General features: G+C 70.9%; 13 protein-coding genes. 9 read left to right on the forward strand and 4 right to left on the reverse strand.

The window, feature by feature from the left end; genetic code table 11:
* Positions 1-76 precede the first annotated feature (76 nt).
* Positions 77-1,399: a cellulose binding domain-containing protein gene (locus ABT352_RS23785; RefSeq protein WP_350947100.1), complete on the reverse strand. Its 1,323-nt coding sequence runs from the start codon at positions 1,397-1,399 to the stop codon at positions 77-79.
* Between the two features lie 539 nt (positions 1,400-1,938).
* Between ABT352_RS23785 and ABT352_RS23790 the strand changes: the two genes are divergently transcribed.
* Positions 1,939-2,157, forward strand: a complete 219-nt coding sequence (locus ABT352_RS23790) for a hypothetical protein (protein WP_350947101.1) — start codon at positions 1,939-1,941, stop codon at positions 2,155-2,157.
* Between the two features lie 133 nt (positions 2,158-2,290).
* Here ABT352_RS23790 and ABT352_RS23795 read toward each other — a convergent pair whose 3' ends face one another.
* On the reverse strand, positions 2,291-3,304 hold the full coding sequence (locus ABT352_RS23795) for a LacI family DNA-binding transcriptional regulator (protein WP_350947102.1): 1,014 nt from the start codon (positions 3,302-3,304) through the stop codon (positions 2,291-2,293).
* Between the two features lie 265 nt (positions 3,305-3,569).
* On the opposite strand from ABT352_RS23795, the gene ABT352_RS23800 reads away from it, so the two are divergent.
* Positions 3,570-4,472, forward strand: coding sequence for a hypothetical protein (locus ABT352_RS23800; RefSeq protein ID WP_350947103.1), 903 nt, complete (start codon positions 3,570-3,572; stop codon positions 4,470-4,472).
* A 165-nt stretch (positions 4,473-4,637) separates the two neighbouring features.
* On the opposite strand, the gene ABT352_RS23805 is transcribed toward ABT352_RS23800, so the two are convergent.
* Entirely contained in the window at positions 4,638-6,272 is a 1,635-nt protein-coding gene (locus ABT352_RS23805) for a serine/threonine protein kinase (protein ID WP_350947104.1), read from the reverse strand.
* 185 nt (positions 6,273-6,457) lie between these two features.
* Here ABT352_RS23805 and ABT352_RS23810 point away from each other — a divergent pair, with 185 nt between their 5' ends.
* Positions 6,458-6,799: a hypothetical protein gene (locus ABT352_RS23810; protein WP_350947105.1), complete on the forward strand. Its 342-nt coding sequence runs from the start codon at positions 6,458-6,460 to the stop codon at positions 6,797-6,799.
* A gap of 323 nt (positions 6,800-7,122) precedes the next feature.
* On the opposite strand, the gene manA is transcribed toward ABT352_RS23810, so the two are convergent.
* The gene (gene manA, locus ABT352_RS23815) at positions 7,123-8,235 is read right to left on the reverse strand and encodes a mannose-6-phosphate isomerase, class I (protein ID WP_350947106.1); all 1,113 of its coding nucleotides are present in this window, start codon (positions 8,233-8,235) and stop codon (positions 7,123-7,125) included.
* A 588-nt stretch (positions 8,236-8,823) separates the two neighbouring features.
* On the opposite strand from manA, the gene rfbC reads away from it, so the two are divergent.
* From rfbC to ABT352_RS23845, 6 genes are all read left to right on the forward strand, one after another.
* A complete protein-coding gene (rfbC, locus tag ABT352_RS23820) occupies positions 8,824-9,417 on the forward strand; it encodes a dTDP-4-dehydrorhamnose 3,5-epimerase (RefSeq protein WP_350947107.1) in 594 nt (197 codons plus the stop codon).
* Between the two features lie 417 nt (positions 9,418-9,834).
* On the forward strand, positions 9,835-12,693 hold the full coding sequence (locus tag ABT352_RS23825) for a BREX system ATP-binding domain-containing protein (RefSeq protein ID WP_350947108.1): 2,859 nt from the start codon (positions 9,835-9,837) through the stop codon (positions 12,691-12,693).
* 91 nt (positions 12,694-12,784) lie between these two features.
* Positions 12,785-13,633: a DUF742 domain-containing protein gene (locus ABT352_RS23830; RefSeq protein WP_350947109.1), complete on the forward strand. Its 849-nt coding sequence runs from the start codon at positions 12,785-12,787 to the stop codon at positions 13,631-13,633.
* A gap of 101 nt (positions 13,634-13,734) precedes the next feature.
* On the forward strand, positions 13,735-15,180 hold the full coding sequence (locus ABT352_RS23835) for an acyl-CoA carboxylase subunit beta (protein ID WP_350947110.1): 1,446 nt from the start codon (positions 13,735-13,737) through the stop codon (positions 15,178-15,180).
* Positions 15,181-15,762: 582 nt separating this feature from the next.
* On the forward strand, positions 15,763-18,552 hold the full coding sequence (locus tag ABT352_RS23840) for a helix-turn-helix transcriptional regulator (protein ID WP_350947111.1): 2,790 nt from the start codon (positions 15,763-15,765) through the stop codon (positions 18,550-18,552).
* Positions 18,545-21,385 carry an ATP-binding protein gene (locus ABT352_RS23845; protein ID WP_350947112.1) on the forward strand — a complete coding sequence of 947 codons (2,841 nt, stop codon included), beginning with the start codon at positions 18,545-18,547 and terminating at the stop codon, positions 21,383-21,385. The genes ABT352_RS23840 and ABT352_RS23845 overlap by 8 nt, the downstream gene beginning before the upstream one ends.
* Positions 21,386-21,715: the final 330 nt, after the last annotated feature.

Genomic DNA, 21,715 nt, shown 5'->3' on the forward strand with positions numbered 1-21,715 from the left:
TGTAATTCTTGGGAATCCCGGCGACAGGAGAACGGTGCCGGGCCCTCGCCGTTCGGCTCGGGCCCGGTACGTCGTCTCAGGCGGGCACTCTCGTGCAGACGAGGTTGTTGAGTTTGAACTGGGCCGGAATGCCGTTCGTTCCGGTGGCGGTCGCCGAGAAACCGAGGCTCTGACTGGAGCCGGGGCCGATGTAGGAGTTATGGCCGGCGTCACGGGCGGTCACCTGGGTGCCGACCTGGGTCGCCGTGGTGTTCCAGGCGGTGGTGATCTGCTGGTTGCCCGGCCAGGTCCACGTCAGGGTCCAGCCCTCGATGGGGGTGGTGCCGGTGTTCCTGATGGTCGCGCTGCCGTTGAAGGCGCCGTTCCAGGCGCCGGTGGAGTAGGTGACCTCGCAGGAGGTGCCCATCTTGAGCCCGCCGCGCAGGAAGGTGGTGAAGTTGGGCCAGGTGGGGTTCAACGTGCCGGTACCGACGGTCTCTGAGCAGTTGGCGGTGGTGCGGACGGTCTGCAGGCCGTGCCGGGCGGGGTCCATGATCTGGGGCATCATGTGGTCCGCGCCGGGCACCGAGATGAACGTGGCATTGCCGCACTGGGCCTTGATCCTGTTGTAGAGCAGGAGGCTCTGCCCGTGCGGTACCAGGAAGTCGGCCTGGCCGTGCATGAACATCAGCGGCGGGTCGTTGCTGTCGACGTAGGTCATCGGATTGGCCTGGGCCACCGTGGCCGGACAGGTCTGGATCGGGCAGCCGACCAGGAGGGACTCGGGGGAGGCGGGGGAGTTGTGGTCGAGCCCGCCGGTCGGCAGGTTCTGCGCGTTCATCTGCAGGAAGTCGGTCGGACTGAAGAAGGCGAGTCCTGCCTGCACCGCGCTGGAGACGCCGGTCGTGCCGACGGTGCCCTCCAGTGCGGCCACGCCACCGGAGAAGGTGGCCATCTCGGTCAGCCAGCCGCCCGAGGAGTCACCCATGATCGCGAATCGATTGGGGTCGAGCTGGTACGTGGCGGCGTTCGCGCGCAGCCAGCGGATGGCCGCCTTGATGTCGTGCACCTGGGCCGGGAAGATCGCTTGGGCGCTGGAGCGGACGCTGACCCCGGCCACGGCGAAGCCCAGGGGGGTGAAGATGTCCGCGATCGCGTCCGCGCCGGCCTTGCCGTCGTCACTCGTCCACGCCGAGCCGGTGTGCCAGATCAGCAGCGGCCGGGGCGTGATTCCGGTGGAGGGCAGGTAGAGGTCCAGCAGATGCCCCTTGCTCCCGGCCGGTTGCGCGGGCGCGTAGGCGATGTTGGTGATCACCTGCGTGGCGTGAGCCGGTGGCGCGAAGACTGCTGACACGCCGACGACGGCCAGCATGGTCATCGCCATGCCGACGATCACGGCCGTGCGGATTCGAGCTTGCATGGTGCGACTCCGGTTGGTCGGATGCTCGCCGCTCGTCCCCGGTGACCGTCCGTGTTTTCTCTCGCGCCGTGGCGACCTCGATCAGCAGGCCGACCGTAGCGCCTGCGAGAACAACGTCCTGTTCGAGTGTCGCGGCTCACATCGATATGGGCGGGGCGACGATATGACACGTAAGTGATGGTGGTCAAAGTTTTCGATGCATCGTTCCAATAGAACAGGATGAGAGGCGTAAATCGTACTTTGAGCATCAGGTGGTGCGAAGACAGGCCAGATCATCTATGGCATGCACAGGCGGTCGGATACGCGCCCGCGAGGCCTTTCAAGGCCGCCATGTCGGGAATGGGACAGCGGCTGGGCCTTCGAGGGCGGGTGGCATGGGATTTACCGTCGGTAAACATCCGCGAAACATGTGCGGCCGGTGACAAGGCCGATGAAAGTTTCATCCCCGTCCCGCGAATGATTCGAGTGCGATGATCTTCTCTGGTGCGGGCCGAGTGATAATGTTCACCTTCATGATCTCCCCAGTCACAGGAGGACGAATGCGAAAGGTACGCGCTGTTCTCGTCTCGGCCGTCATGGTCCTCGGAGTTTCGCTGACGACCGGTGCCGCCCCGGCGCACGCCGAGAGGCTGGCGGGTGTCTTCAAGGAGCACGCGGAGTGCGAGCGGATCGGAACCCACGGCATCACCGAGGACTGGTGGAACGACTACTCATGCGAGTGGGAGAGCCGGTACAGCTACTACTTCCTCTACGCGTGACCCCGTGAGACGCACGCACCCCCGGCTCCGAGAGATCGAATCGGGGGCGCGTGCCCATGACCCGCGGCTCGCGGGATCGGCTCCCTCTCCGTCACGCCGGCCCGCAGCCCGGTAGGGAACCGGCCGCCGGAACTCAGCGCGGCGGGATGCCCCGCTCGACCAGCTCGGTGGGAAGCACCACGGTGCGCGGCCACGACCGATCCCCGCCGATCCGCCGGAACAGCAGCTCGGCGGCGGTCCTGGCCAGCTCACGGGTGTCATAGGCGATCACCGTCAGCGGGTACGGCACCAGAGAGGCCATGTCGAAGTCGTCGAACCCGAGCAGCGCGGCGTCGCTGCCGCGCCGGTGCAGTTCCCCGACCGCGCCGAGGGTGATCCGGTTGTTCAGGCTGAAGAAGGCGGTCGGCGGATCCGGCAGGTCGAGCAGTTCGGAGACGGCCCGGGCGGCCTCAGCCGGGTCGCGGACGCCGTCGCGGACCAGCCCGGTGTCGTACGGCGTGCCGGCCGAGGCCAGCGCGTCCCGCGCGCCGTCGAGCCGCTCGCGCATCGTGTGGACGCCGATCGAGTCGAGCAGGACCCCGATCCGCCGATGGCCCGCCTCGACGAGCCGGCACACCCCGGCCCGCGCGCCCCCGCGGTTGTCGAGCAGCACCGTGTCGGCGAGCAGCCCGCCCGCCGGACGGTCGAGAAAGACCACGGGGGTGCCGAGCTCGACCTCGGCGCGCAGGAACGAGTGGTCCTCACCGGCCGGCACCACGAGCAGCCCGTCGACGCGGCGGGCGCACATGTCCCGCAGCAGTTGCCGCTCGCGCGCCGGATCCTCCTCGGAACTGGCGATGATGAGCATCGTGCCGTGGTGCCCGGCGACCTCGGCGGCGGCTCCCGCGATCGTCGCGTAGAAAGGGTTCGCGATCTCCTCGATCAGCAGCCCGATCGTGGCGGTCGCCTGCCCGGAACGCAGCGAGCTGGCCAGGTGGTTGCGGCGGAAGCCGAGTTCGGCCACGGCGGTGAGCACCCGCTCGACCAACTCGGGCTGTACGTGCGGAGCGTTGTTCACGACCCGCGAGACGGTCTTCAGGCTCACCCCGGCCAGGGCCGCCACGTCCACCATGGTGGGCCGCCTCGCACGGCCGCCATCGCTGGTCATACCCGAACCATACCGACAGGCCGTCCGCCACGTTGACAACGTTGTCCGATCCGGCCGTGCCTGCTCATCGCCCACGACGCCCGCCCGGCGCGAGGATGACCACCGGGTGTCGGCCACGTGATCGAGTGCCTTCTGACCGGTGTCGACCCGGGAAAGACCGGGGCCGACGGAGGTGCCGGAAGCGCGAAACCCGCGAAAGGCCGCTCGGGGAGTGAGAAAGTGACGGGCAACCAGGTTGTAAGCGGGCCGCGAAGAATGGCTTTTCATGAAGAACCTCCCCTCACTCCTTGCCGCCCCCGTCCGGCACGGTGCCTTCCTTGTCCTTCTCGTTCTCGCTCTGACGGCCCTCACCGGTTGCGGCCTCACCGGCGGCCAGACCGGGGACGGCGCGGCCGCCCCCGCGCAGGTGACGAGCGAGGCGACCACCGCGCCCGCCGAGAGCGACCCCCCGGCCCAGCCGGAAAGCACTCCCGAGCAGGCGGAGACCGGCGGGCAGGACCGGCCTTCCGCGGCCGTCGAACCGGGCGGCACCCTCGTCGACGGCAGCACGGTCTCGGCCGAGCTGACCCGCGCGGGGGAGAGGCACAAATTCACGCTGGATCTGGGCGACGCCAGGGAGTTCTACGTCGCCGACATGGAGGGCGACGGCATCCAGTTCCAGGTGTTCTCCGACGTCGACGACGAGCCCCTGACCCCGGCCAGTGTCGATTTCAGCGCGGGTACGTCGCTCAGCAACAAGCTGACCAAGGTGGGCGGCCACCGGCTGGAGGTCTGGGGGAACACCAACGTGATCGGGGCGTACAGCTTCCGGATCGCGACCGTGAAGGTCCGCACGTTCCCCGCGACGATCGGCCTGAAGATCGGTGAGGGCAGCCCGGAGGGGGCGGGGTCGCTGGACGTCCCCGGACGGATCGACCGCTTCGAGTTCGACGCCGACGGTGCCAAGGCCATCAGGATCATCGCGGGAGGCGGGCCGTGCACCTCCATCGACGTCGAGCTCTACGACGCGGCGGAGAAGAGCCTCGCCGATCCCCGGCAGCCCTACCCGCTGTGCGGCAACGAGTTCGACATGCCGCTCTCGGGCTCCGACGGGCGCTACGCGCTGGTCGTCAGGTCACCCGCGGCGAAGACCGGGTCGTACTCCTTCCAGATCGTGCGCGCCGGCTGAACGACGAGAAGTGAAGCGGGCGGGCGCTCCAGAGGGCGGTCGAGGGCAGTCGAGGGCAGTCGAGGGCAGTCGAGGGCGGTCGAGGGCAGTCGAGGGCGGTCGAGGGCGGTCGAGGGCAGGGCGGGAGCGGCGCGGGCCGGGCGATTCCGGAGGGTGCGGGGAAGGTCAGGAGCGGCGCAGGGTCCCCCGGTACTCCAGCGAGCCCCCGCCCTCCTGCTTCACGCAGTCCAGCGTCTGGGGGTCCCGCACCGTGAGGGTCATGTCCCCGCTCACGCACTGGCCGCGCTGCGCCACGTTCAGGCTGAGCACGGTGTCGCGTACGCGGGTGAGCGTGGCCTGCTGCTCGCAGTCACCGGACACCCAGGTCCCGGTGGATCCTCCCTGATTCAGGGTGATCGTGACGTCGGCGGTGCGCTTGCGGTCGTCCTGCGAGACGACCTGTCCCGTCCAGGTTCCCGCGAAGGCCGAGGGGATGCCCCCTCCGGGAGCCGCGGGCGGAGCCGAGGCCGATCCGGAGGCCGGTGCCCGGTCGGGGGTTCTCTCAGGTCCGGAGGCCGGTGTCCGGTCGGTGGTGTCACCGGATCCGGAGGCCGGCGCCTGGCGGGAGGTCCCCTCGGATCCGCTCCGGGGCGCCGCCCCGTTCGCGGGGGAACCTCCGATCGTCCCCGTCGCGTACAGCACGCCGGCCGTCGCCAGACCCGCGAGGACGACGGCGGCCACCGGGATGGCCACGTTCCTCGCCCGCCGCGTGCCCCGCTCGCCGTACGGGGGCGCGTGGACCCTCGTGTCACGACCCGCCGTACCGGCACCGCCCGGAGGTAGGAGCGCCGTGTCCCGTACGAGGCCGGCCGGTTCGGTGGGCGTGGAGTGGACTCCGGACCGGACGGCCGGTGGCGGCTCGGCCTCGACGGGACGGGTCAGGCCGCTCGGAGCGCGGTCCGGCCAGCCGGAGGGGACGTAGGCGCTGGGCACCGGGCCGACGTCGGGAACCGTGACGGTGGAGGCTCCGGGGTCGACCAGGCGCACCAGAAGCGACCGGGCCGAGGGACGCGCCGCGGGTTCCTTGGACAGGCAGGCGGCCAGGGTCTCGCGCAGGCCCTGGGGAACGCAGGACAGGTCGGGTTCCTGGTTGATGATGCGGTTGAAGACCGCGGCGACGGTGTCGCTGCCGAACGGTGCCCTGCCGGTCGCGGCGTAGAGCATGGTCGAGGCCCAGGCGAAGACGTCGGCCGCGGGTGATCCGTGCACCCCCATGAGCTGCTCGGGAGCCATGTAGGGCGGGGTGCCCGACATCGTCATGGACGCCGTGTCGGCGTCGAGGGGACGGGCGATACCGAAGTCGACCACGCGCGGCCCGTCGGGGCCGAGAAGCACGTTGGCCGGTTTGAAGTCCCGGTGAACCACCCCCGCGCCGTGGATGGCCGCGAGCGCGGAGGCCGTGCCGACGGCGAGCCGTTCGAGGTCACCGTCGCGCAGCGGACCGTCGTCGCGCACCCGTTCCTGCAGCGAGGGGCCCGCCACGAACTCGCTCACCACGTAGGGGTCCGGCCGGTCGAGCTCGGCCGCGAGCACCCGGGCCGTGCAGAAGGGGGCCACCCGGCGGGCCGACTCCAGCTCCCTGGCGAGCCGGCGGCGGATGTCGGGATTCGTGCCGCCCTTGAGGACCTTGATCGCGACACGGTCGCCGGAGGCGCTCCACCCCTCGTAGACGATGCCCTGCCCGCCCTCGCCGAGGCGCCCCACGACCTGGAACGCTCCCAGCGTGCGCGGGTCATCCGGTTCCAGCGGGCCAGCGGCCATGAGTTCCTCCATGCACGTCGGCGCGGGTCCCCAGCGTAACGACGGGGGTGGCCGGGCCGCCACGGAAGCGACGGGGTGCTTCGCCGTACGGACGGCTGGTTTGCCGTCTCTCTCGCGGGGCAGGCGGCCGAAGATCGGAGACGCCGTCTCCGATCACCGCCGACGGCCAGGGAGGTGCGATCCCGATGAGCGCGCACACACTGTCGGTCGCGTTCAGCTGGGCCCTGCTGGGGATCGGATGCGTGCTGGCCGCGCACGGCGTTCGCGTGCTGCTGAAGGGCCGGGTTCCACTGATGGTCTCCAGGCGGGGCGGGGTCCTGCGGGTGAGGCCGTACGCGTGGTCACTGCTGTTCTTCGCGCTGTTCGCCGTCTCGACCGCGTCGCCCCGGCTGCTGGAACGGACGGACGAACTGTCGCTCACCCTCTTCACCCTGCTCGCGCTCGCCTTCGCGGTGGTGGCGCTCACCCTGATGGCGAAGGCGAAAAGGGTGCTGGAGTCCACGACATCACACGACCGGGAAACCTGAGGACGACTTGGCCCCTGTCCTTCGACGCGTCCCGTCCCGGCTCCCCCCGTTGGAGCCGGGACCGGGACGCGTCAGCCGGTCGCGAGGTGCTCGGCTTCGTGGTGCAGTACCTCGACCAGGATCAGCTCCAGACGGAGGTCTGGATCCGTGAGGTCGTCGGACGGTGTCATCGGATACCTCCAGCCTCGCCGGTGGGGACGCCCCGACCACCCCGGGGGTTATCCGCCATAGCAGGCCGGTATGGACGTGAGGGCGCCCGCCCGCCGTGGATCGCGCCCGCCCGCGGCCTCACGAGGGAGGGGCGGGCGGGCGTGAGCCGCTGGTCAGGGCGCCTGGTCGATCCCCGGTTCCGCCCAGAAGACCGTTCCCGGCCCGCGCACCTCGACGGGGCCCCGGGCGGCGGAGACGAAGACCGACTCGCCGGCCCGCAGGGGGTGCCCGCCGGTCTCGACCTCGCCCTCGGTGCACAACAGGATGCGCGGCACGCCGCCCTGCAGGGTGAGGCCGGAACCGGGGACGGCCGTACCGAGGCGGAACTCGGGGGCGGGGGTGCGGTAGAGATCGCCGACCGGCTCGACCTGGAGGGCCGGAAGCGAGGGGTCGGTGACCCGCAGCAGCTCCTCCACGTCCATCGGCTTGCCGGTCAGCCCGGCGCGCAGCACGTTGTCGGAGCCGCCCATGATCTCCACGCCGAACCCGCTCAGGTAGCAGTGCAGGACCCCGGCGCCCAGGAAGAGCGCCTCACCGGGCCGCAGCTCGTGGCGCCGCAGGAACAGCGGGGCCAGGCAGGCGGGGTCTTCCGGGTGGATTTCCGTCAGGCGTACGACCAGCTCGTTCTCGGGACCTCCGGCGAAGGAGGCGGCCCGCGCGATGTCGGCCACGAGATCGGCTCTGCCGTCTTTCGGCCACTCCACCAGGACGCGGAGCGCGGCGGAGGCGTCTCCGGCCGCCAGCGGCGCGACGACGGGCTCCAGCTCCGGTACGCCCAGCCCGCCGATGAGGACCGCGGCCTCCTCGGGAGGACGGAACCCGGCCAGCGCGGTGAACGGGGTCAGCGCGCAGATCAGCTCGGGCTTGGGGAACGGGTCGACGTAGGTGCCCCGGGCGTGCCCTTCCCTGGCCTGCTCCTGGGAGGGGTGAACCTGGAGCGAGAGCGGCAGGTCCACGGCGATCAGCTTCAGCAGGTACGGCAACCGCGAACCGAACCGCTCGACGGTCTTTTCGCCCAGCTCTGTCTCGGGGGCGGCGGCCACCACCTCGGCGAGGGAGTGCCACGTCCCCTGGCGAAGCACCGACGAGGAGCCGGACGGGTGGGTGCCGAACCACATCTCCGCCTCGGGCAGCTCGGTGGGGGAGGGGCGCCCGGTGAGTGCGGCGATGGCCGTGCGCGAACCCCAGTCGTAGTTCTTCACGGGGTTGCGGAGGAGGTCGATCATGACGCCTCCACCGGAGCGGACGCGGTGCTGCCGGGTCGCCCGCCGTCGTTCTCCGGCCGGGGGGAACGCCGTGCGGGCGTGCCGCCAGGGCCGGTCCCGCCTGCCGCGCGGGCGGCGGGGATGAAGGAGTCGTTCATGATCCTCTGTGTCCGTCTGTGTTCGTGAGCGGAAATCGAATGAATGTCGCAGAACGTCGATGCTACGCGTCCCTGTGCCGGGTGGCCGTCGGGGCGTCGGCGGGACCCGGTGCCGCGCCCGTGGGGAGGGGAGGACCGCCTCGGGGACGGGACGTCGTGCCGATCGTGAACACGGTTTCCCGGCCGCTCCCCCTGGGCGGGGGGACGAGGCTCGTGATGGCCGGAAGTGGCCAGATCGGCCGGTCACCGGCCTGATGGGCGCCCACCTGGGACGATCCGCCCGTGCGGCACTGGAACGGTCCCGCGAAGGACCGTACGCGCCTCCTCGGGGTGCCACGACGGGTTCACAAGGGGGCGATGGTCGGAGGAGACTCCGCTGGGAGCGCCCGTCGCGCGTGCCGTCCGGGGCCCCCTCCCCGGATGAGGCGGGGTCACGGAAGGAGAGGTGGGCATGCGTTCACTCGGCATCGAGGGTGCGTGGGTGTTCGAACCGGAGGTGTTCCCCGACGATCGGGGCAGCTTCCACGAGTGGTTCCGCGCGGAGAGCTTCCGCGAGGCCACCGGCCGGCCCCTCGCCCTCTCGCAGGCGAACTACTCGGTCTCGCGCCGGGGGACGCTGCGCGGCGTGCACTTCGCCGACGTCCCGCCGAGTCAGGCCAAATACCTCAAGTGTGTCAAGGGTGCGGTTTTCGATGTAGTCGTCGACATCCGCGTTGGATCGCCCACCTTCGGGCGGTGGGAGTCGGTGATCCTGGACGACAGGGACCACCGGGCCGTGTACGTCTCCGAGGGGCTCGGTCACGCCTTCATGGCACTGACCGACGACGCGACCGTGGTGTACCTCTGCTCGGAGGGGTACGCGCCGAGGCGTGAGCACGGGATCGATCCTCTCGACCCCGAGCTGGGGATCGACTGGCCCGCCGGGGTGACGCCGCTGCTGTCGGACAAGGACGCGACGGCCCCGACCCTCTCCGAGGCTCGGCGGCAGGGTCTGCTCCCCGCCTACGAGGAGTGCAGCCGGTTCTACACCAGGCTCCAGGCCTGAGACGGGCCTGAGACAGGCCCGAGAAGACGGGTGTGAGACGGTGTGCGGCCGTCGCGGGCGACGGTGGGTACGGAAGGCACGCCCGCCCCTGATGAGCGGCCCGCCGGAGGGGCGCCGCCCCCGGCGAAGGCGGGGTTCGGATGAACTCGCGGCAAAGAGGTCTTTGCCGAGCGAGATTCTAGAAGCTAACGTCGGAAAAACATCGGAAACACGGCTGTACCGGATCAGTGGATGACCGGGTGCCCGTCCGGAGGTGGCATGTCGATGCCCGCGCGATCCCCGCACGCCCTGCGACGGCGTCTCGAATGTTCCCGGCCACGTTGACGTCGGTGTCGGCCCGGTGCCCGCACGCCACGCACAAGAAGAGCGCATGGCTCGACCCCCTCTTGGCGAGATTCGGTGACCTGATGGAGCGAGATGGTGACCATGTCGGGACGGATCTTCCACGGCGAGGCCAGGCCGGTGGGCCGGGAAGCGGAGTTCCGCACACTGGTGTCCTGGCTGGAGGGGGCCGCGGAGGGCGAGGCGTCTCTGACGCTGTTGCGAGGACCCACGGGATCGGGGAAGACCGCCCTGCTGGAGGCGCTTGAGCGATATGCCCGCAGTGTCGGAGTGACGATCCTGCGCGGCTCCTGCTCGCCCGCGGGGGCCCGCCTGCCATGGAGCGGTGCGGAAAGCCTGTTCGGCGGAGCGCCGCTTCCGACCCGAGGCGGCACCGTGCCGCTGTCACACCTGTTGTTCCGGCGTGTCGGCGAGGCGGCCGCGTCGGGACCGGTGGCCCTCATGCTCGACGACACGCAGTGGTGCGACGAGGAGTCGTTGGCATGGCTGGACTTCCTGGTGAACCGTGGGCATCATCTGCCGCTGTTCGTCCTGCTCGCTCAGCACCGCTCCGGCCCGTCGAACGGGCGGGCGGTTCCCGGGGTCGCCGCGCGCGGGCACCGCGTCGTCGACCTCGGGCCGCTCTCCGAGGAGGACGCGGGGAAGCTGGCCCGGCGGTGCTGGGAGACTGTGCCGAAAGAGTTGTTCGTCCGCCTGTGCACCAGTGTTTGCCGGGGCAACCTGGCACTGCTCGCGCGGCTGTTCAAGCGCCTGAGCGAGGAGGGCGTGCCACCTGACGCCCGAGGCGAGTCCAGGGCCGCCGAACTCGGCGCCGAACTCCACGCCGGACATCTGCTCGCGACGCTCGACCGCCGGCCGGCATACGTGCGTGGGGTCGTGGAGGCCTTCGCGGTGCTGGGGCACTCCGACGCGGAACTGGTGGGCATGCTGGCCGGGGTCCCCGAGCCGCTGGTGACCGCCGCGATCGAGATCCTGCGCGACGAGGAGATCATCGACGTCGGCCTGGCCGAGTTGAACGAGCACCATGTGCGGACCGCGGTGCTGAACGACATGCCGACCGCCGCGCTCGACCGACGGCGGGAACTGGCCGCCAGGCTGCTCAACGACGGAGGCCGTCCGGCCGAGGAGGTCAGCGCGCAACTGGCGCTGCTGCCCGCACTTCCCGAGACCTGGATGCGGGGCGTGCTCGGGGAGGGAGCACGCCGTGCCGAGTCGAACGGGGACGCGGAGGTGGCGGCGCACTACCTGGGCCGGATGGTGATGGCCGATCCCGCCGACGTCGGCGCGCGGGCCGACCTCGCGCGGCTGATCGGACACGACGATCCGGCGAGAGCGTACGCGATGCTCTGCGACGGGCTGCGGGAGACGGGCGACGTGCGGGGAAGAGCACGTCTGGCGATCCAGATGTCGCGGGTCGCACCGCCGCTGGGCAGGGAACCGGAGGTGGTCTCGACGCTGAACGCCGTCCTGGCGGAACTCGACGGAGCGGCCACCGGGGATCACGAGTCGCGGATGCTGGTGGAGTCCGCGCTGTTGCTGATCGGGTGGAACCGCAGGTCCACCGCGAAGACCGTCTCGGAATGGGCGGTGATGTCGCGGACCCCCGGGGTGTCCGCCGGAGGCGGACGCGAACTGCTCGCCGGGCGGTCCCTGGTCTTCGCCATGTCGGGTTTCTCGTCCCGGACCTGCCTGCCGCTGGCCCGTAAGGCGCTCAGCGGCCCGGACGAGGTCTCCTGGAGCCAGGCGGTCGGTGCCGCCGCGTACGTGCTCTCACTCGCCGACGAGGTCGAGGAGGCGGTGCGAGCCATGGGCCGGGTGATCTCGCACGGCGCGGAGCAGGGGGACACCTGGGGGCAGGTGATGGCCCTGTCCAGGCGGTCGTGGATCCTGGGGGAGGCGGGCAACCTCGACGGGGCGCTGGTGGACGCGATCAGAGCCATGAAACTGGCGGACGAGCAGCCGTGGTCGAGAAGTGTGACGGCACCGCGGACGGCCCTGGGCGCGGTGCTCGCCTGGCGGGGGGACCTCGGCCAGGCCGCTGCCGTACTCGGCCAGCTGGGCACGCCGGACGTGGAGGACTACCTTCTCGACTATCCACGGGTGCTGATGACGAAGTCGTATCTGGCGGCGTCGCGAGGTGACCACGCGAGCGCGCTGTCGTCCCTGACCGAGTGCGGTGCGCTGCTCGCCGAGGCCGTCGTCAGGCATCCGATGTTCGTGCCGTGGTGGCTGGAGGCGGCCTGTCTCCTCGCCGAACTGGGGCGTGGGAACGAGGCGGGAGAGTTCGTCGAGCACGGCGAGGAACTCGCCGAGGCCTGGGGGAACGCGCCTGCCCGAGGACTCGCCCTGCTGGCGAGGGGGGCGGTCGCGGAGGGAGTCGACGGGGTGGAGACGCTCACCGAGGCGGTGGAGACGCTGACCGGGACCCAGGCGCGCTGGTATCTGGTCAGGGCCGAGAGTCTGCTGGGCGAGGCGCTGCTGCGGATGGACGACCGCGAGGGCGCCCGCGGACATTTCCGTCGCGCCGTGCACCTGTCGGTGCGGTGCGGATTTCGCAGGCTGGCCGAGCAGGCCCGTGGCCGGCTCGTCGCCGCGGGCGGCCGGATGTACCAGGGAGCCGGTGGGGTCAAGAACGTGCTGACCACGGGAGAGGGGCGCGTGGCGGAACTCGCGGCGACCGGTGCGACCAATCAGGAGATCGCCCAGGCCCTGCGCATCACGTTGCGCACCGTCGAAAGCCATCTCACCAGCGTCTTTCGCAAGCTGGACGTGAGTGGCCGTGCGGATCTGGGATGGGCGCTGGAAACGCTTCCCACCCCCTCGCCGAATCCGCCAGCGGATTCGCGGAATACTATGCAAACACCTAGGTATCGCCGAGGACAATCAGCAGACCTCCGCGGAGAGCAGCGAACACGCGGCGAAATCGCGGGGTGACGGATCGCGATGATCTCGATGGGATGATCATATCCCATCATCGTGTGATCTTGAGGCAAATGATCTTTGGAGAGCAGGTGAGATCCCGGCGATGTCCAACGGCAGGAGGCGACGACGGCGATTCGCTGACAAGCCCAGCTACCATGCGTCCGCTTTCGGCGGCTGGGGCGACTACAGGACCTGGGCCGAGCACCAGTTCCTGCCCAAACCCGCGGAAGAGGCGGCGGAGGACGCGCGGGACGTCGAGGTGGAGGACGGCGCGCGGGAGATCGAGGCGCACGACGGCGCGCGGGACGTCGAAGCGGACGACGGTGTGTGGGATGCCGAGGTGGCCGTCGCCGGTGAGGAAGGGACGCACGACGCTCCGGAGGGGTACGGCGCTCCGGAGAGGTACGACGTCCCGGAGGGGTACGACGTCCCGGAGAGGTACGACGCTCCGGAGAGGTACGACGTCCCGGAGAGGTCGTGGGCGGACGCCGACGAGCACCACTACGCCGAAAGCTTCCCGGACGCGATGCCTCGGGTCGCCCCCGCGCCGGCAACGGACCCGGACTGGGCGCCTTCGTCCTCGACGAGGTACGAGCACGAGAACTCGCGGCCGGTCGGACCGCGACCGTACGTGATCTCCGGAGGGCGTACGCACGGCGACGCCCCGCTGCGGATGGACTCGCTGATCTCGGTGACGCCGCAGGGCACGATGAGCGCCGACGATCCCGCGCTGTCCCCGGAATATCGCTGGATCTGCGACATGTGCCGGGAGCCCATGGCGGTGGTCGAGATCGCGGGGCGCCTCAGGATGCCGATCGGGGTGGCCATCGTCCTGATCGGTGACGCGATCGGTTGGAACCTCCTCAGAGTGCATCCGCTCGCCGAGGTCGACAACCAGCCGTCGCTCAACATCATCACGCGCGTGCGCGATGGGCTGCTCCGGCTGCCCTGACGCGGGACGTCTGTGGACCGGGCGGCAAGACTAGGGGTTTTCCCGGCGCCGCCGCTGGTTCACTTACGGCTCGGACGACGGGCGATTCGCAGAGGTGAGCGATGACATTTCCCTCAGTGGCTGTGGTGGACCGAGACGAGCCGTCCCTTGACCACCGCGACCCGGCGGTTCGGATGTCACGGCTGTCGGATCCGGGCTCCCTGGAGATCATCCACCGGCGCGAAGGCGTGGGAGTGGTGGTCGCCTACGGCCGGGTCGACGGCGTGCGAGTAGTGATCTACTGCACCGACGCCACCGTGAAGGGCGGTGCGATCGGGATCGACGAGTGCCCGCTGATCGCCGACGCCATCGACCTCGCGGTGCGCGAACGCTGCCCGGTGATCGGCGTGTGGCACTCCGGCGGCGCGAAGCTCAACGAAGGCGTGTCGGCGATGCACGAGATCGGGGAGATGTTCGCCGCGATGGTCCGGGCCTCGGGCGAGGTCCCGCAACTGTCCGTCGTGCTCGGTCCCGCGGCGGGCGGCGCGGCCTACGGTCCTGCCCTGACCGACATCGTGATCATGTCTGACGCCGCCCGCGTCTTCGTCACAGGCCCGGACGTCGTCAGGTCGGTCACCGGCGAGCAGATCGACATGGAGAGCCTGGGCGGGCCGGACGCGCACAGCAGGAAGTCCGGGGTGGCCCACATCGCCACAGGGTCGGAGGAGGAGGCCTTCGCCCAGGCCCGCCGGCTCGTCGCGCTGCTGGCGAAGCCGGGATTCGTCGACGTGGACTCGGTGCGCGAGGCGAGGCCGCTGCGCGACCTGCTCCCCGACTCACCCCGGCGCGCGTACGACGTGCGCCCGCTGGTCAGGGCGGTCCTGGACGGCGGGGACGCAGAGAACGGGGAGCCGGGTTTCGTCGAGCTGCAGCCCAGATGGGCGCCGAACATGGTGATCGGGTTCGGCCGGCTCGCCGGGCGGACGGTAGGGGTGATCGCGAACAATCCGCTGCGCAAGGGCGGTTGCCTCGACTCGCTGTCCTCGGACAAGACATCAAGGTTCGTCCGGATGTGTGACTCGTTCGGCGTGCCCCTGCTCGTGCTGGTCGACGTCCCCGGCTACCTGCCCGGCGTCGGGCAGGAGTGGGAGGGGGTGGTCCGCCGGGGAGCGAAGCTGCTGCACGCGTTCGCCGAGGCGAGCGTTCCGCGGGTCACGTTGGTCACGCGCAAGTCCTACGGCGGCGCCTACATCGCGATGAACTCCCGGTCGCTCGGTGCCACCGCCGTGTTCGCGTGGCCGGAGGCCGAGGTGGCGATCATGGGCGCGAAGGCGGCGGTGGAGATCCTGCACCGCAAGAAGCTCGCCGCGGTGGCACAGGACGAGCGTGAGGAGCTGCTGGCGGGCCTGGCCGCGGAGCACGAGAGGATCGCGGGGGGCGTGGCCAGGGCGGTGAGCATCGGCGTCGTCGACGAGGTGATCGACCCGGCGTACACCCGGCTGCGGCTCGGCGAGGCCCTGGCCGCCGCCCCGGCGCGCCGGGGCCGCCACACCAACATCCCCCTGTAGACGTCAGGTGGCGGGCGCGCTGCGGTGCCGGTGAGGTGCCGGTGAGGTGTGCGGCCGTCCGTCGCCGTCGTGCCCCGGCCCACCTGCTCCTCCTGCGGAGGGGATCCGCTTCTCCGAGACGCCGGCCCGGTGTCTCCGGTCATTCGAAGGAGAGGTGGTCAGGCCGTCGAACACAGATAAATAAAGGCAATCACAGGTAAATCCAAGGCAAATGCTTGTAAACCAACATTGCTGTGATTAAGGTCTCCTCAGTAGGCGATCGGAGTGCTTGAGATCAGGCGCATGCGTCGTCGATTCGAGGTGCGAAATGTGCAGCGATACTCGACACAGAGTCGAAGCCAAGGTCACGGACGGATCGCTCGGGCTGAACGGCGAGGTTCCCGCGCCCGTCCGTGGCACTGATGCGACCGTGGTCGGGGCTCCGAGCCTGCTCCGGAGGGTTTCGGCCCCCCCTCGTGCCACGGCAGGCCCCGGCGGGGAGTCCGAGAGGGTCTCGCCGACCGTCAGCGACGAGCCGGTGTCGTACGCATGGCGCTAGCGGAGGGGAAAGCCGCGACGCACGGGCCGGCACGCACGTGGCCGGTGAGTGTCACCGAGCGGGGCGCTCGGTGGAGGGACGCCGCACCGGAGTTCCTGGCCGAGAGGGAAGGGCAGACACGCCTGCTGGGCGAGCAGGTGGCGATGCTCCTGCGCGGCCGTCCAGGAGTGGTGACCGTGCTCGGTGCGCCCGGCACGGGAAGGAGCGCGCTGCTCAGGGCGGTCGTCGCCCACGCCAGGAAGGCCGGACTGCTCGCCGTTCTCGCCGGCTGCTCGCCCACCGAGGCCGATCTCCGCTACAGCGTGGTCTCGCAGATCGCCGCCGGACTGGCCGGCGCCGGATATCCGGCCTTCGCGCGGCGCCTGTGGGCGGAGGAGCAGCCTGCCACGACCTTGATTCCCGCGCTGTGCGGGGAGTTCGTGGCCCTCGCGGGCAACCGTCCGTTGCTGATCGCCCTGGACGACGCCCGGTGGGCGGACGAGGAATCGAAGGCATGGCTGGCGGCCATGACCCACCGGCTGCGGTATGCGCCGATTCTCCTGGTGCAGGCCGGAGCTCCCGGCGAAGACTGTGCCGTCGAACCGGTCACCGAGTCCGGACCGGTTGCCGGCAGCGTGATCCACGTGCCGCCGCTGCGCGAGCACGGGGTCCGGGAGGTGATCGTCTCCCGGTACGCGGGGCCCGTCGACGGGGCGTTCGTGACCGCGGCCACCGAGGCCACGGGCGGCAGCCCGGCGGCCCTGCTCGCCGTGCTCGACCATTTCGTGCGCGCCGCCCTGCCGCCCGTCGCGCGGTATGTTCCGGCTCTGCTGGAGCGGGCCGCCGAGGTGAGCGGCGACCGGGTGACGAGGGGCATCTCCCGCCTGCCCGCGGACGCGCTCGCGCTGCTGCTCGCGATAGCCGTCTGCGAGGGCGGCCTCGACGCCGACCTGCTCGCCTCGCTGGCGCCACCGAGGACGATGTCCTCCGAGCAGGCACTGTCCGTCCTGGTGCGCCTGGGGCTGGTGACCGAGGGGAGGACTCCGTCGCCGGCGAGCCCTCTCATCGCCGACAGGGCGCTGGCCCGGATGGAGATCGGGGAGCGGCAGGCACTCGCGATGCGCGCCGTCGAGCTCGGGTACCGGGCGGCGATCCCGGAGGAACGGCTCGCCCGGTTGCTGCTCAACACGCGGCCGGTCGGCGCGGAATGGGTGGTGAGCCTGCTGAGCCGGGTGGCCACGCAGCGTCGTCTCGACGGGGACCACGAGGGCGCCGCGGCACTGCTCGGCCGGGCGCTCAGGGAACCGGTGGGGGACGAACAGCGGCAACGGCTGCTCATCGAGCTCGCGATGATGGAGGCGGACCGCGACTCGGAGACGAGCGACAGGCGGCTGCAGCAGGTGCTGCTGAACAGCGGTACCGAGGTGTCGGTCGGCACACTCGTCCGGGCGGCCGATCTGCTCGGCTCGCGGGGCGACGCGTCCGCCACGTACCGTGCCGTCGCGACGGCCTACACGCGCAGAGAGGCGGGTGGAGCCGGCCTCGAATCGCTGGCGGCCATCGGCTGGCTCGCGGAGAACGACTGCGCGATCGGTGATTCCGCGCTGCCCGTGCACTCGTTCCCCGAACCGTCCGACGAGCCGGGAGACCCCGTGCGGGCGGGTGTCGCGGCCTGGATGCTCGCCGCCAGGGGGGAACGTCTGCCGCAGGCGCGGGAACTGGCCAGGACGGCCTTCCAGGTGAGGGGTGAGGAGCAGCCGTTCGGCCCCAGGATCCACGCGGCGAGGGCGCTGCTCCTGGCCGACGAGGTCGCCGAGGCGGTGATCGGGCTGGACGAGGTCCTGGCCGACGCCAGGCGCTGCGGCGCACGGGCACCGGCCGCACTGGCGCTGATCCACCGCGGCCGATGCGAGATGCGGCGGGGAAACCTCGGGCAGGCGGTGTACGACTTCGAGGCGGCACTGGCGGAGTTGCCGCTCACCTCGTGGCATCCGCGGATGGTCCCCTTCCTCGTCGCGACGGAGGCCTACCTGCATCTCGCCGGCCGGTCCGTGGAGAAGGCCGAGCAGTCGCTGGCCTTCGAGTTCCCTCCGGGGGCGGACCAGGGCGTGGCCTGGGCGGCACTGCTGTACGCCCGTGCCAGGGTGCACATGGAGCTGGCGGACCCCGAGGCCGCGCTGCGCGACATCAACGAGTGCGGGCGCGTGCTTCTGTCCAGGGGCTGGACGAATCCCGCGGTGCTGTCATGGCGATCGGTGGCCGCCGTGGCGAACAGCGCGTGCGGCAACGTCGAGACCGCCAGGCGGCTGGCGCTGGAGGGGTTGGAGCGGGCGAGGGAGTGGGGTGCCCCCAGCGCGCTGGATGTCGCGCGACGGTGCGCGTCACAGGTGCTGGACGGTGTGGAGGCGGCGAGCGACCTCGGGCACGACGCGCGAATCCCGCGGAAGCCGGCGCCGTACGACCGCCCCGCGACGGTGCCGGCCGAGCCCGCCGCGGCGTCGTCGGCGGCGAGGAGATACGCCGCGACTCAGAGTCGGCAGAAGGCGACGGTGAGAATCGACACACCTGACGCTAGACTCACCGGACGGTCCGAGCGCCCTGCCGTGGAGGTTGTCGCGGAAGGACCGTCGGCGCCGAACGAAACGAGGTACCCACTGACCGCCAACGAGGAACGGGTCGCGGGGCTGGCCGCCGCGGGTCACTCGAACGCCTACATCGCGAGCGTCCTGTCGGTGAGCCTCCGGACGGTGGAGCTGCGGCTGACCACGATCTATCGCAAGCTCGCGGTCACCAACCGCAACGAGCTCGCCTCGCTTCTCGCCTCGATCCCGGCACCGCGGAACATGGGTGAGTGAATCCATGCTGCTGGAGCGGGAGAAGGAGCTGGCGCGGGCGGAGCAGGCGGTTCAGGCGGCCCTGGCGGGCAACGGGTCCATGATGGCGGTCATCGGCCCGCCCGGCGTCGGCAAGTCGGCGCTGTTGCGCACTTTGGCCGACGCGGCCACCCCGCACGCGCGGGTCCTGCGCGCCGGCGGCACGCTCCTCGAACAGGACTTCGCGTTCGGCGTCGTCCAGCAGTTGTTCGAGCCGATCCTGGCCGGGGCGGAGAAGGACCGCTGGGATACCTGGTTCCAGGGCACGGCGAGCCTGGTGCAGGGGATGTTCTTCGGTGAGTCGCACGCGATCGGACCGAACCGGTCGCTCAGGCAGGAGTCGGTCCTGCAGGGGCTGAACTCGCTGATCGCCAACCTCAGCGAGGGCGGCGAGGGCGGCGAAGGCAGGGCACTGGTGGTGGTGGTCGACGACCTGCAGTGGGCGGACGCGCCGTCCCTTCGCTGGCTGGCGTACCTCGCCAGGCGGCTTGACGGCACGCGGGTTCTGGTCGCCGCCGCCTTCTCCGAGGAGTGCGCGGCCTCCGACCCGATGCTGCTCAGGGAGATCGTCGCCTCGGGCGCCCGTACGCTGCACCCGAGGCCGCTCTCCGTCGGAGGGGTGCGCCGGTTGATCGGCGAGGAGTTCGGGGAGTCCTGCGACCTCGAATTCGCCCGAGCCTGTCACGAGGTGTCCGGTGGGAACCCCGCTTCGCTGGCCGCGATGCTGCACAGGTTGCGCACGGCCGGCTTCCAGCCGGTCGCGGCACGTGCCGGTGAGGTTCACGCCGCGAGCCAACCGTTCCTCCGCGACCGCCGGATGTTCTGCCTCGGCATCCAGCCCGTGGTCGTCCGGGATCTCGCGCAGGCGATGGTCGTGCTCGGAGACCTGGCGGAGCCGGAGCTGATCAGCGAGCTCGCCGGTCTGGACAGCATCGACTACAAGTCCGCGATGCAGACCCTCGACCGCCTGGGCCTGCTCGCCGGCGGCGAGTCGCCGCGATTCGTCCACCAGAGCGTGCGGTACGGCATCGAATCGGGAATGAGCACCGACACGCGCGCCTCGATGCACCGCCGGGCCGCGTCGCTGCTGCACACCGTCGGCCACCCGGCCGAGCACGTCGCCGACCAGCTCCTGCAGGTCACCGCAGGGTACGAGGCATGGGAGATCGGCGTCCTGCGCGCGGCCGCCGGCGCCGCGCTCGAACGCGGCGCCGGAAGGAAGGCGGCCCGTTACATCCGGCACGCGCTGCTGGACAGGCCGCCGGACAGCGAGGCCCGGGGCCGGCTCCTGGTCGACCTGGCCGCCGCCGAGCGGGGATTCGACCTCGCGTCCTCGGTCACCCACATCTCGCAGGCCGTGCCGATGCTCACCTCGGTGACGGAGCGGGCGGAGGCGGTGCTGTGGATCCCGCCCGCGATCGGCACGGTCAACCCGTCATCGGGCGCGCTCGTCCAGGATGTGGCGCGGCAGCTCCATGAGCGGGGTCCTTCGTACGCGCAGGGAGACCTCGGCCTGCGGCTGGAGGCCCGCACCCGCTGCCTCGGGATGCAGGACGCCGCGCATCTCGGCGCGGCGGCCGACCGGCTGCGGGGGTTCGGCGCGGAGGTGCCGGTCTCCACGGGTTCCGGGCGGGAACTGCTGGCCGTGCTCGCCTACGCGGCGACGATGACCGGCGAGGTCACGGCCGCCGAGATCTCCGCCCTCGCCGGCCGGATCCTGGAGCGGGAGCCGCCGCGCGCGGGGCACGCCTACACCGCTCTCCCGCTGCTGGTCCAGGCGCTGGTCCTCGCCGACACGGCGGCCTCGGTGACCCCGTGGCTGGAGGCGATGCGAGAACAGGCTCAGCGCCAGGAGCTCGAAGGGGTCATCGCGCTGGTCAACGCGGAGCGGAGCATGATCCTTCGCGCGTCGGGGCATGTGGTCCAGGCCAGGAGTACCGCGCTGAGCGTGGCCGACAACGCCGGTTCGTCCTGGCCGGAGGCGAGGACGCTGTCCATCTGGACGCTCGCCATGATCGCGCTTGAGACGCAGGACGTCGAACTGGGCGAGCGGGTGATCCGTACCAGTCCGGAGAGCGGTGACCTGCGGGTGGTCGTCGCGCATCGCATGGTGCGGGGGATGCTGGACGCGGTGCGGGGCGATCTGCCGGCCGCGCTGCACAGGTTCCTCGACAGCGGCAGGCAGCTGTCGCGCTGCGGGTGGACGAACGCGGCACTGTACCCCTGGCGGGTATGGGCCGCGGCGGTGAACCACCGGCTCGGAAGAGTGCAGGCGGCGACCGAGCTGGCCGACGAGGAGTACGCCTTCGCGTGGGCGTGGGGCGCTCCCGCGACGTACGGCCGCGCGCTGCGGCTGCGTGGAATGATCACTCCGGGTGAGGAGGGCGTCGATCTCCTCAAGCGGGCCGTCGAGACGCTTCGCCGTTCCGAGGATCGGATCGAGCTGTCCAGGACGCTCACGCTTCTCGGCAGAAGACTCGCGGAGCTGGGTGCCGACGACGCGGAGGAGTTCGTTTCCGAAGGCACGCGGGTCGCGAGGGAACGTGGCGTCTCCTGGGCCGAGGGCGACAGGGACTCGGAGCTGAACGGCCCGGCGCTGCGACTGTCCGCACCCGAGCGTGGCGAGCTGACCAAGACCGAGGAGACGGTCGTCGCCTTCGTGCTGCGGGGATGGACGAACCAGCGGATCGCCGACTCGCTCGGGGTGACCCGGCGTGCCGTCGAAAAAAGCCTGACGAGCACCTATCGCAAGCTCGGGGTGAGCGGCAGGGCGGCGCTCGTCGAGGAACTGGGCGCGCGGAACGCGGACGAATAGGCGGTGTGACGGCCGCTCCGCCGGATCCCGCCAGGCGAATCGCCGCCTGTCACCTTCTCGCAGGTCTCCGAGGCGTGGCCCCCGATTCCCGCCGCCGCCCGGCGCGGTCTCCGCGACCGGACGGCCGGGTGATCCGCCGGCCGGATGCCTGAGCGATCACCTGGCCGAGGGCTGAAGAGCGGGGAGCCCGCGAAGTCGCCGCTTCGGGCCGGTCGGCGGAAATCCGCGCCGAGGACCCCGGCCGGCGACGGACATCACGGTTCGCCGGTCCGGCATGATCCGCATCACGGTTCGCGTGCCCGGCATGATCCGCGTCGTGACGGGTAATTT

It is taken from the genome of Streptosporangium sp. NPDC000563, from assembly GCF_040299985.1.
Classification (GTDB): domain Bacteria; phylum Actinomycetota; class Actinomycetes; order Streptosporangiales; family Streptosporangiaceae; genus Streptosporangium.